General features: G+C 59.8%; 14 protein-coding genes. All 14 read right to left on the reverse strand.

Features of this window, described 5'->3' with window-relative positions; genetic code table 11:
• Nucleotides 1-11: 11 nt before the first annotated feature.
• The 14 genes from WMQ00_RS03605 to carB all read right to left on the reverse strand — a co-directional run bounded on the left by WMQ00_RS03605 (nucleotide 12) and on the right by carB (nucleotide 15,999).
• Nucleotides 12-626, reverse strand: a complete 615-nt coding sequence (locus WMQ00_RS03605) for a riboflavin synthase (RefSeq protein ID WP_200287473.1) — start codon at nucleotides 624-626, stop codon at nucleotides 12-14.
• 35 nt (nucleotides 627-661) lie between these two features.
• On the reverse strand, nucleotides 662-1,684 hold the full coding sequence (gene ribD / locus WMQ00_RS03610; RefSeq protein ID WP_023021486.1) for a bifunctional diaminohydroxyphosphoribosylaminopyrimidine deaminase/5-amino-6-(5-phosphoribosylamino)uracil reductase RibD: 1,023 nt from the start codon (nucleotides 1,682-1,684) through the stop codon (nucleotides 662-664).
• Nucleotides 1,684-2,352, reverse strand: a complete 669-nt coding sequence (rpe, locus tag WMQ00_RS03615) for a ribulose-phosphate 3-epimerase (RefSeq protein WP_034655367.1) — start codon at nucleotides 2,350-2,352, stop codon at nucleotides 1,684-1,686. Before rpe ends, ribD begins: the two co-directional genes overlap by 1 nt.
• A gap of 19 nt (nucleotides 2,353-2,371) precedes the next feature.
• A complete protein-coding gene (locus WMQ00_RS03620) occupies nucleotides 2,372-3,925 on the reverse strand; it encodes an RsmB/NOP family class I SAM-dependent RNA methyltransferase (protein ID WP_023021484.1) in 1,554 nt (517 codons plus the stop codon).
• Nucleotides 3,922-4,872, reverse strand: coding sequence for a methionyl-tRNA formyltransferase (gene fmt / locus WMQ00_RS03625; RefSeq protein ID WP_023021483.1), 951 nt, complete (start codon nucleotides 4,870-4,872; stop codon nucleotides 3,922-3,924). Before fmt ends, WMQ00_RS03620 begins: the two co-directional genes overlap by 4 nt.
• A gap of 76 nt (nucleotides 4,873-4,948) precedes the next feature.
• Nucleotides 4,949-5,461, reverse strand: coding sequence for a peptide deformylase (gene def / locus WMQ00_RS03630; RefSeq protein WP_023021482.1), 513 nt, complete (start codon nucleotides 5,459-5,461; stop codon nucleotides 4,949-4,951).
• A 98-nt stretch (nucleotides 5,462-5,559) separates the two neighbouring features.
• On the reverse strand, nucleotides 5,560-7,602 hold the full coding sequence (locus WMQ00_RS03635; RefSeq protein WP_200287471.1) for a primosomal protein N': 2,043 nt from the start codon (nucleotides 7,600-7,602) through the stop codon (nucleotides 5,560-5,562).
• Between the two features lie 11 nt (nucleotides 7,603-7,613).
• Nucleotides 7,614-8,846 (reverse strand): methionine adenosyltransferase, encoded by a 1,233-nt coding sequence (metK, locus tag WMQ00_RS03640; protein ID WP_340440673.1) that lies wholly within the window; start codon nucleotides 8,844-8,846, stop codon nucleotides 7,614-7,616.
• A 109-nt stretch (nucleotides 8,847-8,955) separates the two neighbouring features.
• Nucleotides 8,956-10,203, reverse strand: a complete 1,248-nt coding sequence (coaBC, locus tag WMQ00_RS03645) for a bifunctional phosphopantothenoylcysteine decarboxylase/phosphopantothenate--cysteine ligase CoaBC (RefSeq protein WP_200287469.1) — start codon at nucleotides 10,201-10,203, stop codon at nucleotides 8,956-8,958.
• Nucleotides 10,204-10,333: 130 nt separating this feature from the next.
• Nucleotides 10,334-10,636 carry a DNA-directed RNA polymerase subunit omega gene (rpoZ, locus tag WMQ00_RS03650; RefSeq protein WP_005324891.1) on the reverse strand — a complete coding sequence of 101 codons (303 nt, stop codon included), beginning with the start codon at nucleotides 10,634-10,636 and terminating at the stop codon, nucleotides 10,334-10,336.
• Between the two features lie 40 nt (nucleotides 10,637-10,676).
• On the reverse strand, nucleotides 10,677-11,246 hold the full coding sequence (gene gmk / locus WMQ00_RS03655) for a guanylate kinase (protein ID WP_023021478.1): 570 nt from the start codon (nucleotides 11,244-11,246) through the stop codon (nucleotides 10,677-10,679).
• 8 nt (nucleotides 11,247-11,254) lie between these two features.
• On the reverse strand, nucleotides 11,255-11,575 hold the full coding sequence (gene mihF / locus WMQ00_RS03660) for an integration host factor, actinobacterial type (RefSeq protein WP_005328460.1): 321 nt from the start codon (nucleotides 11,573-11,575) through the stop codon (nucleotides 11,255-11,257).
• A gap of 259 nt (nucleotides 11,576-11,834) precedes the next feature.
• Nucleotides 11,835-12,674, reverse strand: coding sequence for an orotidine-5'-phosphate decarboxylase (gene pyrF / locus WMQ00_RS03665; RefSeq protein WP_340440422.1), 840 nt, complete (start codon nucleotides 12,672-12,674; stop codon nucleotides 11,835-11,837).
• Complete coding sequence (gene carB, locus WMQ00_RS03670) at nucleotides 12,658-15,999, reverse strand: carbamoyl-phosphate synthase large subunit (protein ID WP_340440674.1); 3,342 nt, start codon at nucleotides 15,997-15,999, stop codon at nucleotides 12,658-12,660. Before carB ends, pyrF begins: the two co-directional genes overlap by 17 nt.
• Nucleotides 16,000-16,008 lie beyond the last annotated feature (9 nt).

A 16,008-nucleotide genomic window follows, 5' to 3' on the forward strand; every position in this document is an offset into this window, starting at 1 on the left:
AAGGTAGCAGTCTAGTCCTTGCCCTCAGGGGTTAGCGCTTCGGGGTGAAGCATCTTTTCTACGTACTTGGCCAGCACATCCACCTCGAGGTTGACTTCTCCTCCCACTGGCAATGCACCGTGAATGGTATCCCGCAAAGTGGTGGGGATAAGGGATACCTCGAACCAGTCCGGCCCCACGCCGCTAATAGTCAGCGAGGTGCCACTAACGGCAATTGAGCCTTTTTCTACGACGTACCGGGCAAGCTCGGCGGGCAAGCTAAACCGGAGGATATCCCAGTTCTCGGAGGTAGTCCGGCTCTGCAGCGTCGCGGTGCCATCCACGTGTCCTTGCATGATGTGACCGCCTAGCCGGGTGGTAGGCAGCAATGCCGGTTCCACATTGACCGAATCGCCCTCAGCTAGGCGGCCCAGAGCTGTCCGGTCGAGGGACTCCTGCATCACATCTGCGCAAAATATATCTCCAGATAAATCCGCCACGGTGAGGCATACGCCGTTGATAGCAATGGAATCCCCCAGTGCAGCCTCCGCGACGGTGCGCGGGGCGCGAATGCTCAAGCGCAAGGCGTCCGCGTGCGGTTCCATACCGGCTACGGTGCCCAACTCTTGTACTAGCCCAGTAAACACATCCAGCCTTTCTCGTTATCTGCTAATCCGCGCGTCTAGCGCACGTATTCAATTAGAACGTCATCACCCAGCGCCTTCATTCCCACGCGCTGGAATCGGGTGGCCCCCGCCAGAGTCTGGGACATGGGATGGGCGAGCACGCCACGGCCTTCCCCCAGCAACAGGGGCGCAATATAGGCAGAGATAGCATCGACCAAGTCGGCCTTGAGGAAGCTACTGGCGAGTCCGGCGCCGCCTTCTACAAGGACGTCGCGTGCCCCGCTGGCGTAGAGCTCGTATAACGCTTCCTCGATGCTGTCGTAGTGCTCGTACCCCAACTCGCGCAGGTTGCTGGCCGCATCACCGGCCGATTCCAAATCACGCTTGCCAATAATCACGCGGCGCGGCTGGTGTTCCCGCAAACTGCCGTCGCTAAACCGCGCGGTAAGTGACGGGTTATCAGCAAGCGCAGTGCCGGTGCCGACGATGATGGCGTCGCGGTGAGCCCTATCTGCATGCACCCAATCGCGCGCCGCTTCGCCCGTAATCCACTGGCTTGACCCATCCGCTGCGGCAGTAAAGCCATCCAGCGTCTGGGCGAACTTTAAGGTTACGTGCGGCCTGCGTGCTTTCATGGCAAAGAGCCAAGGCACGAGCGCATCATCGGCGTGCGGGGGCTTTTCCAGCTTGGCGACGTCCACCCCAGCCTCCGCCAACACGCGCGCTCCACCGGCGGCCTGCGGAGTGGGGTCTGCATGAAGGTAGTACACGCGAGCCACGCCGGCATCGATAAACGCCTGTGCGCACGGACCCGTGCGACCGGTATGCGCACACGGCTCCAAGGTGACCACGGCGGTGGCTCCTCGCGCCCTATCGCCAGCCTCGCGCAACGCCATGACCTCGGCATGCGCGCCTCCCACGGGCTGCGTAGCACCGACGCCCACGATGTCACCGGCAGTGGACACGATGACCGCGCCCACTGGCGGGTTGGGGCTCGTGGTTCCACGCACCTCAGCTCCCGCGGCCATTGCCCGAGACAGCGCTGCGGAAAGGGTACTCTCCTCTAGCTCCGCGCCCACTAGGCACCAGCCGCCAATTCACGCAGCTGATGTACGATCCCGGCGGGATCTTCTGCCTTGAATACGGCCGAGCCAGCTACAAAAGCATCGCACCCAGCCGCGGCGGCTTGGGCGATGGTGTCTGGCGAAATTCCGCCATCAATCTCGATGACGGTGTCGAGCCCCTGCTCATCAATGCTTTGGCGCAGCACCCGGACCTTTTCCAGCATCTCTGGCATGAATTTCTGCCCGCCAAAACCAGGCTCCACGGACATCACGAGCACCTCATCAAAGTGATGCAATTTATCCAGCCACGGTTCGATAGCCGTACCCGGCTTAATGGAAAAGGCAGCACGCACCCCTAGTTCTCGAATGCTCTGCGCCACATCCACCGCCGCCTGCTCATCGGCGACAGCCTCCACGTGGAAGATAATGGTATGCGCACCCGCCTTGGCATAGGTCTCCACCCATTGCTCGGGTTCCTCGATCATGAGGTGGACATCCAATGGTTTATTGGTAAGCCGATGGACCGTTGCCGTGATATCCGGGCCGAAGGACAGGTTGGGCACGAAGTGCCCGTCCATAATGTCCACATGGACCCAGTCTGCGGTTTCAATCGCCGCTAATTCCTCGCCCAAGCGAGAAAAATCAGCGGCCAAGATGGAAGGGGAAATAATCGGTGCGGACATGCCCACTAGTCTATCGCGATTAGTCAGCAGCGCGGCGCAGAGCCGCAAAGAACATAGCATCGGTACCGTGCCGATGTGGCCACATTTGCACGGATTTTTCGTGCCCCACATCGCCCATATCAGGAATGAGCCCATGTGCGTCTAGCTCTGTGGCACCGAGCTCGCGTACGGCGCGGTCGACGATGCCACGAGTCTCGCGCAAGTCTGGCGAACACGTGGAATAAATGACCACACCGCCTGGGCGCACCAGGTTTAAGGCCGAGGATAAAAGCTCAAATTGCAGCTGAGTAAGCTCGGCAATGTCGGACTCAGACTTGCGCCACCGCGCCTCGGGGCGGCGACGGAGTGCGCCGAGTCCGGAACACGGGGCATCGACAAGCACTCGGTCAAACCCCTGACCCACGCCCGGATTGCGTCCATCTGCCACATGAACGTCCACAGGTAAATCACTTACCGTTTTTTCAATCAGAGCCGCACGGTGCGGGGATACCTCCACCGCGTCCACGTGCGCGGAGTCGATGCGGGCAAGCGCACCCATTAAGGCCGCTTTACCGCCGGGACCGGCGCAGAGATCCAGCCACCGACCAGTGTCTTCGCCCTCCACCGGCGCTTCACATACCGCGCGGGCGATAAGCTGCGAGCCTTCATCTTGGACTGCAGCCAAACCCTGACGTACCGGCTCCAATTGGCCGGGATCGCCGGACTCCATATACACGGCGTAGGGGGAAAAGCGCCCTTCCTCATTGCCGGTCACAAGTGCTAATTCTTCGGCCGAGATTTCCCCGGGACGGGCCACCAGATGCACCGCAGGCCTATCGGAGTCCGCAGCCAGGGCGGCCTCTAGCTCGCCCAGCCCCAGCACACGACTAAACGATTCCGCGATCCAGGTGGGATGGGCATGTTTGAAGGCAATGCCGGCGATTTCTCCCTCCGGGGCAAGCTTGTCCAGCCACGCCTTGGCCGACGTGCGGGTAATGGTGCGCATAATGCCATTGGCAAAACCCTTGGCCTTGACCTCACCGCTGGCTTCCACCAAGCGCACGGTGGTATCAACCGCCGCATGGGCCTCCACGCGGGTATAGAGAACCTGATACGCGCCCAAGCGCAAGGCATCAACCACAGCTGGAGAAATGGCTTCGAGGCTGCGCGAGGAGCATTCTGCGATGACGGCATCTACTACGCCGAGGGTGCGGAGGGTGCCGTAGGTGATCTCGGTGGCAAAGGCGGCGTCTCGCCCGGTGAGCTTTTGCTTACGCAGTGCTGTGGGCAAGATGAGGTTGGCAAAGGCATCGTCATCGCTCACCCGACGCACGACGTCGAAAGCCACCGCACGCGGCGCGTCCACACCAGCGGTCAGTGCAGCCTGAATCAGACTGCCTTCCTGGCGCTTGCCGGAACGCTGACCAGAAGCATGAGCCTGTCGACCTCTGCGGTGGCCGTTACGTCCACCATGTTGCTGCTGGTGCGGGCGGCCACCACGGCCTTTCGCTCCACCGGATTTCCGGGGGTCCTGCGGCTTGCCTTCCGGCGACTTATCACCAGATTTACTACGGGAACGGAAACCACCACTCATTGGAACTTCACCTCGGCATCCTTGCCTAGTCCGCGGGCCCAGTCGGCCGCATTCATCATTTTCTTGCCTGGTGGCTGGATTTTACCCAGCTGGACCGGCTGCGTTGCGGTACCAACAAAAACGGCGTTCTTTGCAATGTAGAGCTGCCCAGGCTCTAAGTGCTCCGGTACCGCGGCTGCTGCCTCCACGGGGCTTACTGGTCCCACTTTTACCCGGGCCTCGTCCCACATGGTCCATGCGCCAGGACCTGGGGTGTGCGCACGAATATGCCGGTCGATGGCAAAGGCAGGCTGGGACCACTCCACGCGAGCTTGTGCGGTAGAGATTTTCGGGGCATAGGTGGCCTCGCCCTGCTGCGGTTGTGCCTCCAACTGACCCGCCGCTAGGCCATCCATGGTGGCGACGAGCAGATCGCCGCCGGAATAGGCAAGGCGAGTGAGCAGGTCATCGGCAGTATCGGTGGTGCGGATTTCCTCCGTCACGGTGCCCAGCACCGGACCGGTATCTAGGCCTTCTTCAATGCGGAACGTAGATGCGCCGGTAATCTCATCACCGGCAGCTATGGCAGCTTGTACCGGTGCCGCGCCACGCCATGCCGGGAGCAGGGAAAAATGCAGGTTCACCCAACCATGCTGCGGCAGCTCCAGCAGGTCCTTGGTGACCAGATTGCCATAAGCCACCACCGGAATTGCCTCGGGTTCGAGCTCCCGCAGGCGGGCACGCAGGGCCTGCCCGTCCTCCGTGTCTGGACGCAAGCTGCTAGGAGTTAGCACTTCGATGCCATGTTCTTGGGCTACTGCTTTCACCGGGCTGGGGTGAAGGCTACGGCCGCGGCCCTTCCTAGCATCTGGGCGGGTAATTACCGCCACCACCTCATGCGAGGAGGCAATTAGCTTTTCCAAGGCCACAACAGCGGGCTCAGGGGTACCGGCAAAAATAATCCGCATGCGGGGAAACTCTCCTATTAATCTCGTTCAAACTACTAGGCTACAACGCCGTAGCGCTGCCGCCACAGTAAGCGGGCTATGAGGCGTTAAACCACTCGGATTCACGGATGGCGCGCATAACGTCTTTTCGGTCCACGGCATCGAGGCGCTGCAGGAAAAGCACTCCATCGAGATGGTCTGTTTCATGCTGGATGCACCGAGCCATCAGCCCCGCAGCCACCATGGATAAGGGGCGGCCCTCTATATCCTGACCGCTGACAAAGACGCGGTTGAAGCGGGTGGTTTGCGCGCTAATGCCGGGAATAGAAAGACATCCTTCCGGGCCTATTTGCTGCTGCGCGCCCAACGGCGTCCAGACGGGATTAACAATCGCGCCACGCAAGCCAGATTGGGTATGCGAGCAGTCATAGACAAAAATCCGTTTGAGTATGCCCACTTGATTGGCCGCCAGCCCTACTCCCCCAGCTTCGTCCATGGTCTCGAGCATACCGTTGGCCAAAATGCGCAGTCCGCGATCGAACGTGCTTACTTCTTCTGCGCGACTGCCCAAGACAGGGTCGCCGTAGATACGGATTCCGCGAAGAGACATGGCAATCACACCTTTCTGATGCGCCGAAATAAAGCCGGACTGACAATGGAGGGTTTCCCCGTCGAGACTAGCGCATAAGCCCTAGCCACCCGATACGGCTAACCCACGTGGATAGGATCAACCACGATACGCAGTGGCAAGTCATCCTTGCGCGCGCTACGCGCCGCGTTTGCACTGCGCAAGGCGCGCCCTAATTGGGAACGAGGCCCCAGTGGGGTGCGGATCACCAGCCGCTGCGCGGGACCAAAGCGCTGGCTATCGTAGTCGCCGGGCAGGCTATGGCCCGGGGGAAGAGGAACTGGGCCCAAAACCTCCGCATGCTCAGGAAGATCCACAAGCTCAGCAAAGCCATCCAGGGACGCATCCGCACCATCAATGGCGGCAAAGTGCACCGCAGGTGGGAATCTTACTTCTCGTCGGGCAGCAAGCTCGGCTGCGGCCGCGCCAACCATATCCCAGCGCAAGAAATGCTGAACCACGCTAAGAGACTCATCGGCAGCCACAATTACCCGGCCGCCCTTGAAATGCGGCTGCACTAGCGTGGCCGCCTGCGCCCACTTCGATAACGTGTCTTCAGTAGCACGCAGATCTTGGCGGTTGAGCAATGCACCAGCGTCCAAGAGCAGCGCCGCACCGTAGGCGCCATCTCGTACATTCGGTTCGGCGCCAGGGGTGGCGATGACAAGGGCCGGCGCATTATCCACTGCCTCGAGGATCTTATTTCCGCCAGAGACCACTACCCGGGTATTAGGAAAGGCACGGCCCAATTCCTCCGCGGTGCGCTCTGAGCCTAAAACGATGGCGCGCAGGCGCGGGGATCCGCATTCACTGCAGCGATGGCGCGCCTCGATGCGACCGCACCAGCGGCAGGTGGGCATTCCTGTCTCCTCCGCGCCGCCCTTGCTTGGCGACGCCCCCGTCGGCGGCAGCCCCAATGGCCCGTTGCAGTGCCGGCAGCGCGCCGGCGCGCGGCATCGGCCGCAGGCCAAAATTGGTGCGTATCCCTTGCGCGGTACTTGCACCAATACCGGCTCTCCCCTATCCAGCGCCTGATGGGCGGCTTGGAAGGCCTGTGCCTGAACTGAAGTGGTGCCGCCTTCTAAATCGCGAGCAATCGATAGACCGAATGGGCCTACCGCCTCAATGGCTGGGCAACGCGCCCCGATCGTTTGTTCTTTGGCGACCACATCGTGCGCCCAGCCTGACTCCACGAGGAGCTGCGTTTCCGCAGTCCGCGAATGGTTTGCCAAGACCATGCTGCAACCTTCAAAAGCAGAACGGGTGGTTAGCACTTCCCTGGCATGGACATAAGGTTTGAGGTTATCTACCAAATTATCGTTGCCATCATCGAGGATAACCGCCAGCTGTAGATGTTTTACTGGGGCGAAGGCGGCGGACCTAGTACCAATTACGACGCGCGCCTGGCCTACCAGGGCTGATAGGTAGCGGCGGTAGCGGGCCTGCGGGCCCATACTATTAGTCAGCACTGTAATCTGCTTCGCCCCTAATACCTGGCGAAGGGCGGCTTCTACCGCATCAACGCTCTTCTGGTCCGGGGCAACTAAGAGCACCCCGCCTCCGTCTAACGCCACCTTGGCCGCGAGCGCAGCTAAGGCATGCGCCCAATCATCGCCCGGGGCGATTTGCCATGCGGCACGGGCGAGCTTGCCAGACAGGATTGAATCAACGAAAGCCTCACCATGCTCATAAGCAGACCACCCCGAAAGGTCAGGCTCGCTCGTGGTACCGAGCTCCTCCCACGGGGTTTCCAAATCGGATTCCTCCGCCTTGGCGTGCCTAGGTGGAATAGCAGAGCGGATAATATCTGAGCGCACTCCGCCATAGCGGTCCGCTAGGGCGTCGATAAGCCGGGCAAGCTGCGGCGGATACACCTGGAACGGTGAGATGATGCGCTCGATAAAGCGCAGGTTACCGCCAAATTCAGAATCATGCAGCCGCTCTAGCACTATCGCATCAACCAAGCGTCCATTAAAGCGGATGCGGACCTTAATGCCCGGCTGAACGTCCTCCGAATCTGCCTCTTCTACAAGGTAATCAAAACCCCGGTCAAGGTGCGCGACCCCTAAAAGAGGCAACACCCGCACAACCGGTTTCCGGGTGGCGGGTGTTTTCTTAGGCATAAGCCCCGATTCTACAGACCGGCGGCCGCGCGCAGTGCTTCTACTCGGTTCAACTGTTCCCATGGCAGCTCAACATCGGTACGGCCAAAGTGACCATAAGCCGCAGTCTGGGCATAAATGGGCCGTAGCAGGTCGAGTTCGCGGATAATCGCGGCTGGACGCAGGTCGAATACCTGATTTACCGCAACCTGAATATTCGCATCGCTCAGGCCTTCCTTAGCAGTGCCGAACGTCTCCACGTACAAGCCCACCGGCTTAGCACGACCAATTGCGTAGGCAACCTGAACTTCGGCGCGATCCGCCAAACCAGCGGCGACGATATTCTTAGCCACCCAGCGCATTGCATAAGCAGCGGAGCGGTCTACCTTGCTGGGGTCCTTACCGGAGAAGGCGCCACCGCCGTGACGAGCCATACCACCGTAGGTATCGACGATGATCTTCCGGCCGGTAAGACCGGCATCACCCATGGGTCCACCGAGAATGAAAGACCCTGAAGGGTTGACCAACAACGTCGTGTCTTCGGTGTAGTACTTCTCCAAGCCCGCGTCCTTAATGACCCATTCAAGGACCTCGCTGCGCAATGGGCCCTCCAGCCAAGCGCTATCAACCTCAGTATCGTGCTGAGTAGAAATCACCACGGTATCTAGGTGGGAAGGCTCATTGTCATCGGTATAGGCGAAGGTCACCTGGGTCTTGCCATCCGGACGCAGGTGATCCACGATGCCCTCCTTGCGCACCTGCGTCAGGCGGCGAGAAAGCCGGTGTGCCAAGGCGATAGGCAGGGGCATATACTCGGCGGTCTCATTGGAGGCATAGCCGAACATCAAGCCCTGATCACCTGCACCAGCGGTGTCATTTTCCTCGTCATAGTCCTCGTCATGGGCGCGGGCTTCGGTGGAGTTATCTACGCCGGCGCCGATCTCCTGGGACTGCTCACCGATGGCAATATTGACACCGCAGGTATTGCCATCAAATCCCACCTCAGAGGAGGTAAAGCCAATGGACTTTAGGGTATCGCGCACGAGCGCCGGGATTTCTACATATGCCTCGGTGCGTACCTCTCCCACCACGTGAACCTGACCGGTGGTAACCAACGTCTCAACGGCGACGCGGGATACGGGATCCTTTTCCAGCAGGGCATCGAGGATGGCGTCCGAGATGGCGTCACAAATCTTATCGGGATGGCCTTCCGTAACGGACTCGCTGGTAAAAAGACGAGTTGCCACTGCAGCGTTATCAGTCACAAAAACTTCCTTCGTTCTCACTGTTGATTCGATGCTGTGGGTTTTCTACGCCCAAGCCTAATACCTCGCAATCCTAGACCAAGCGGTCTATAAATGCAATTTTAGCTGTCTACACCCGAAACATTTCATTCACAGCCGCCAAAATCTGTGCGGCGACTACTTGTTTCGAGCCATGTTCCACCCGTTGCGGCGCGGAATCTGGCCGCAAAATCCATCCCTCATTCGACTTTTGGCCAAAGGTCTTGGCCCTACCGACCTCATTGGCCATAAGCACATCGCAGCCTTTGCGAACAAACTTTTCTTGGGCATATTCCAAGGCAGACTTGTGGGCGTCACCCGTTTCGGCGGCAAACCCCACAATCACACACTCCGCCGGAATCTCCGAGCGCTCTCGTGCGGCCACAAGCCCTTTGAGGACATCCGGGTTTTCTACCAAATGTAGGGCCGAGAGTGCGTCGTCTGCTTGCCCCTTCTTCATCTTTGACTCAGCTGCCTCCGCGGGGCGGAAATCAGAAACTGCGGCAGCCATAATGATCACGTCCGCATCACGGGCCTCTTCGTGCATCGCTTCCTCCAGTTCCCGGGTGGAAACAATGTGGCGCACCTTCGTACCGCTGGGGACAGGCAGCTGCGCAGTATTCCCAGCCACAAGGGTGACCTGAGCCCCCTTCTGGGCGGCCCATTCCGCGAGCGCGAATCCCTGCCTACCAGAAGATCGATTACCCAAGTACCGCACTGGGTCCAGTTCTTCCTGGGTGCCTCCCGCTGATATGACTACCCTTTTGTCTTGCCAGGTATGTTCAACCCGGTAACCAGCCAATTCGGTGCGCACTACCTCAGCAATCTGCTCCGGCTCCGGAAGGCGACCAGGACCTGAGTCCTTGCCGGTCAAACGGCCATGGGCGGGCTCAATAACCGTAATACCGCGCCGCCGCAAAGTAGCGACGTTGTCTTGCGTGGCGGGATTGTGCCACATCTCTGTATGCATGGCCGGAGCAATGATGACCGGGCACGTCGCCACCAACACGGTCGCCGTAAGTAGATCATCAGCCCGACCGGCGGCCAGTCGCGCGATTAGATCCGCAGTTGCGGGCGCAATTACCACAGCATCCGCCCGCTGCCCGATGTTAACGTGCTGCACCTCATCCACAGCCTCAAAAACGCTGGTGGAAACCGGGTGGCCGGACAGGGCTTCAAACGTTGCAGCGCCAACAAAGTTTAGTGCGCTTTCCGTAGGGACAACGCGCACATCATCGCCCGCCTCCTTGAGATTGCGCACAAGGTGGCACGCTTTGTAGGCGGCGATGCCGCCAGCAACGCCTACAACAATATTGCGAGAGCTATCTTTTTCAATCACACCGCACGATGGTACCTGGCGGCACAAAGAAAGGCCCCACTCGCCGCCCCGGGAAGGTGCACCCCTAGCCGGGGATACACGTCCGTGGCGACGCGTGGAGCCTACAAGCTATTGCACGCTTGTGCGCTAGCTACTTGCCTTCCTCGTGGTCCAGCAAGCCAGCGTCAATTTCGCGCAATGCGATGGACAAAGGCTTTTCGCCTGGCTCTGGAGTAACCAGTGGGCCTACGAATTCGAAGACACCTTCATCCTGCTCTTGGTAGTAGCTATTGATCTGGCGGGCGCGCTTAGCAGCGAAGATGACCAAAGCGTACTTAGAGGAAACCTTGTCCAAAAGCTCATCGATCGGGGGATCAGTAATGCCGATCGGATCATCAAATACTGGCTCCGCCTTTGCGGCTTCAGTGTTAGAAGGGGTGGTCACGTTAGTCACATGCACCTTTACATTGATTGAAGATGGTCAAAAAGGAGGTCTATGCCTGCAGGATATCACTGATGGCAGCCACTGCCTGGTCCAAATCCTCGTTAACAACGACGTGGTCGAACTCATCCTGTGCGGCTAGTTCCTCATGCGCAGTTTGCAACCTACGGTCAATGACGTCTTGCGGCTCGGTACCGCGGCCGGTGAGCCGCTCCACAAGCACGTCCCATGATGGGGGTGCCAAAAAGACCAAGTCTGCCTCCGGCAGTGCTTTCTTAACACTCCTAGCGCCCGCAAGATCAACCTCAACGAGCACTGGGCGTCCTGCGGCCAAAGCTTCCTCTACCGGCTGAGCAGGGGTTCCAGAGCGCTGCAATCCACCGTGAATATCAGCCCATTCGAGCATTTCCCCGGCGTCGATTCGCTGCTGGAAGGCTTCTGGGGTGACGAAGAAGTAGTCGACACCATCCTGCTCCCCGGGACGGGGCTGGCGCGTAGTCATCGACACGCTAAAGTACAGCCCCTCGACGTCACTGCGCAGACGCGAAACCACGGTGGATTTTCCCACTGCGGATGGCCCCGCCAGAACGACGAGGCGACCGCGTGCAGTTGCGTCAGCCATGGTTGTAACTATTCGCCGTAACCGAAACGCTCGAGGAGAGCACGACGCTGACGCTCACCCAAGCCGCGCAGACGACGGGTCTGAGCGATCTCCAGGTCCTCCATGATTTCCTTAGCCTTGACCTTGCCAACCTTCGGCAGAGCCTCGAGGAGTGCAGAAACCTTGGTCTTGCCGATGATCTCATCGGTCTCAGCCTTTTCGAGCACGTCCTTCAGGTCGGTCTCGCCGCGCTTGAGCGCAGCCTTGAGCTCAGCGCGAGCCTTACGGGCCTCAGCGGCCTTTGCGAGAGCTTCCTTGCGCTGCTCATCAGTCAACTTTGGAAGGGCCACGGGTTTCCTCCGATTCATTAGATTGATTCTGTTACGTCTAGTACTTGGTACCAGATTACGGTTGCCTAACGCAGTTTATACACCGCGGAAAGTTATCAATAACCTTCGGGCAAACCGACTTCTGGTAATCCTAGCACTGCTCATTGAACGGTGACGATTAGCGGGTCCAAAAGCACGCCTATTTTAGCACGTCACCGCACATACCTTAAACAAAGTACCAGGTAAGCAGCGCGGCCAGTAATCTGCCACGCCGCCCCTTTTAGTCCCGGAACTCCTGCGCCACGCGATTCACCGCTTTGCGCAGGTCAGCGACAGCAGGTCCTTGTTCCAATACTGCTCGGGACACGTTCGCGAATCCCAGCGATGGCCGAGCAGAGACAATGCTGTGCACCTGCTCTGGGCCAGCACCTTGGGCGCCAACGCCTGGCAGAAGAACCGGGCCATTGAGCGCATCCAGGCGAGGTGGATTGTCCAAAGTAGCCCCAACGACTACCCCGATGTCTCCCGGCTTGTCGGCCTTGTGCGCCGCTACATTGAGCGCGGCACATTCATCGACCACTCCTTGTGCGATGGTGCTCTCCTCGCCTACTGGGACGGCTTGGATGGCACGTGCCTCCGGGTTGGAGGTAGCCGCCAAGACGAATACGCCGCGGCCGGTTTCTTCGGCCTTGCTAAACACCGGGCCTAACGCACCAACGCCTAGATAGGGAGACACGGTCACCGAATCTGCGCGCAGGGGTGAGCTATCACCTAGCCAAGCATCTACGTAGCCGGCCATGGTCGAGCCAATATCGCCACGCTTGGCATCGGCCACGGTCAGGCATCCCACCTCGCGTAGGGACGCCAAGACGTCCTCGAGGACCGCAAACCCCTGGGAACCGAAGCGCTCGAAGAAGGCAACCTGCGGCTTTACCAAGGCAGCGGTATCGCTGAAGGCTTCTACGCAGCGCATGCTGAAGGTCCGCAGACCATCAGCGGTGGGCTCCAGTCCCCACTTTTCCAGCAGATACGGATGCGGGTCTATACCCACACAGAGGCGACCACGCGCCTGGCCCGCTGCCTCAAGCAGCTCACCAAATCCCTTAGTTTTGTGGGCCATGCTCAAGCTCCTGAAGCGCGCGTACCTGCAGGTTGCCAATGCGCATCGCTTCGATACCTTGGACGGCTGCGGTTACGCCCTGCACGGTGGTTACCAGCGGGATTTCCATGTGGACCGCGGCAGCGCGGATATCGTAACCGTCGTGGCGCGCGCCTGCAGAGCCCGCAGGGGTGTTGAGAATCCAGTCGATTTCACCGTTGAAGATCTTATCCACGATGGACTCTTCGCCTTCCTTAGCCTCAGAGACCTTGGCGGCAACCTCACATTCGATGCCATTGCGGCGCAGCATCTGCGCCGTACCGGCGGTAGCGACGATGTTGTAACCCATGTTCGCCAAGCGCTGGATCGGGAAAATCAAGGTGCGCTTGTCCCGGTTGGCGACGGATACGAAGATAGTGCCCTCCGTAGGCGGCACGGCGAAGGCAGCGATTTCGCCTTTGGCGTAGGCCGCACCGAAGTTGGTAGCCAAGCCCATAACCTCACCGGTGGACTTCATTTCCGGCGACAGCAGCGTATCGAGCAGGCTGCCATCGGGCCGGCGGAAGCGGTTAAACGGCAAGACCGCTTCTTTGACTGCGATCGGGTGCTCCAGCGGCAAGGAACCACCGTCATATTCAGAAGGAATCATGCCTTCGGCGCGCAGGTCCGCGATGGTAGAGCCCATCATGACGCGAGAAGCTGCCTTAGCTAGTGGAACGCCGGTCGCCTTGGAGACAAATGGCACGGTACGGGAAGCACGTGGGTTGGCCTCGATGACGTAGAGGATGTCGTCCTTCAGGGCGAACTGAACGTTCATCAGGCCCTTGACGCCAATACCCTCCGCTAGAAGTCGGGTGGAGGTGCGGACCTTTTCGATATCCTCTGGCCCCAGCGTCATAGGCGGCAGAGCACAGGAAGAGTCACCCGAGTGGATGCCGGCTTCCTCGATGTGCTCCATCACACCGCCCAAGTAGACCTCGTTGCCGTCGCAGAGTGCGTCAACGTCGATCTCTATGGCGGAGTCCAAGAAGCGGTCCACCAAGACCGGGTGGTCCGGGGAAAGCTCGGTAGCACGCTCGATATAGTCTTCCAGCGCCTTTTCGTCGTAGACGATCTCCATACCACGGCCGCCCAGGACATAGGACGGGCGGACCAATACTGGGTAGCCGATAGAGGAGGCAACCTCGCGCGCCTCAGCAAAGGAGGTGGCGGTGCCATACTCTGGTGCTGCCAATTCGGCTTCGTCGAGGACCTTGCCAAACTCGCCGCGGTCCTCAGCGGAGTCAATAGCTGCTGGGCTGGTGCCAACAACTGGTACTCCTGCCTCCTCCAATCGGGCTGCAAGGCCCAGTGGAGTCTGGCCGCCGAGCTGAACAATGACGCCGGCAACATCACCGGAAGCGGCCTCCGCGTGGTAGACCTCCATAACGTCCTCGAAGGTCAACGGCTCAAAGTAGAGGCGGTCCGCGGTGTCATAGTCAGTGGACACGGTCTCTGGGTTGCAGTTGACCATGACGGTCTCATAGCCCTGCTCCGAGAGCTCGAGAGCTGCGTGCACGCAGGAGTAGTCAAATTCGATACCCTGACCGATGCGGTTCGGTCCGGAGCCCAGAATAATGACCTTACCCTTGGAGCCCTCCGGTGCGGGGCGAACCTCGGTCTCGGCTTCCGGATCAAGCTCATAGGAGCTGTAGTGGTATGGGGTCTGTGCCTCGAACTCGCCGGCACAGGTGTCAACGGTCTTGTAGACAGGGCGGATACCCATGCGCCAGCGCAGGCTGCGTACGCCATCTTCGCCGTTGAATTCGGGGCGGAGGGCGGCAATCTGGGCGTCGGAAAGCCCAAAGACCTTGGCCTCGCGCAGCAGCTCCTCGGTGAGCACTGGGGCATCGATAAGCTCCTGGCGGAAGGCGACCAACGTGGCCAGCTCAGCAATGAACCACGGGTCTACGCCGGAAGCCTCATGGACCTCGTCCACCGAGGCGCCGAGGCGCAGGGCCAATTCAATGTCGTACATGCGGCCCTCGGTCGGGCGCTCTAGATCCTTGAGTACCGCCTTGAGGTCACCAGCGCGCTCGCCGGCGAAGTACTCATCTGGCTTGGTCCAGAAGCCATTGGGCTTGTTTTCCAAAGAACGCATGACCTTATTGAGGCCCGCGATGTAGTTGCGGCCAATTCCCATGGCCTCACCCACGGACTTCATGGTGGTCGTCAAGGTATCGTCTGCGCCTGGGAACTTCTCAAAGGCAAAGCGCGGGGCCTTGACAATGACGTAGTCCAAGGTGGGCTCGAATGCGGCCTTGGTCTCGCCGGTGATGTCGTTTTGTACCTCATCCAAGGTGTAGCCGATGGCGAGCTTGGCAGCCAGCTTGGCAATGGGGAAGCCGGTGGCCTTGGACGCCAGCGCGGAGGAACGGGACACGCGCGGGTTCATCTCGATGACGATAATGCGGCCATCATCCGGGTTGACGGCGAACTGGATATTGCAGCCACCGGTATCGACGCCGACCTCGCGGATAATCGCGATACCAAGGTCGCGCATCTTCTGGAACTCACGGTCGGTCAGGGTCAGCGCTGGGGCAACCGTAACGGAATCGCCGGTGTGCACGCCGAGGGCGTCAACGTTTTCGATGGAGGCCACGACCACGACGTTGTCGTCGCCATCGCGCATGAGCTCGAGCTCGTATTCCTTCCAGCCGAGAATAGACTCCTCAATAAGCACGTTGGCCTCAGGGGACGCGGCCAGGCCGCCGCCGGCAATGCGGTCTAGGTCCTCACTATTGAAGGCCAGACCTGAGCCCAAACCACCCATGGTAAAGGAGGGGCGGACCACTACGGGCAGGCCGAGCTTGTCGACGATCTCGTGTACCTCATCCATGTTGTGGCATACCGCGGAGCGAGCGGACTCGCCGCCAATGGAGGCGACAATATCCTTGAATTTCTGGCGGTCTTCGCCGCGCTCAATGGCGTCAATATCGGCGCCGATGAGCTCAATGCCGTACTTGTCCAGAATCCCCTTGCGGTCCAACTGAACCGCCGCATTCAGCGCGGTCTGACCGCCCAGGGTGGCCAGCACGGCGTCAATGGGGTGGCCCTCTTCTTGCTCTTTGACCAGAATCTTTTCGATGTAGTCCGGCTCGATGGGCTCAACGTAAGTGTGGTCCGCGAACTCGGGGTCCGTCATGATGGTGGCCGGGTTGGAATTGACCAGGGTCACCCTCAAGCCTTCCTCCTTGAGCACGCGGCAGGCCTGCGTGCCGGAATAGTCGAACTCGCAGGCCTGGCCGATGACGATAGGGCCGGAGCCGATGACCAGGACGTGGTTGATGTCGTTGCGCTTTGGCATAGTTTTTCT

This window comes from Corynebacterium sp. KPL2825 (assembly GCF_037908445.1).
Taxonomy (GTDB): Bacteria; Actinomycetota; Actinomycetes; order Mycobacteriales; family Mycobacteriaceae; genus Corynebacterium; species Corynebacterium kefirresidentii.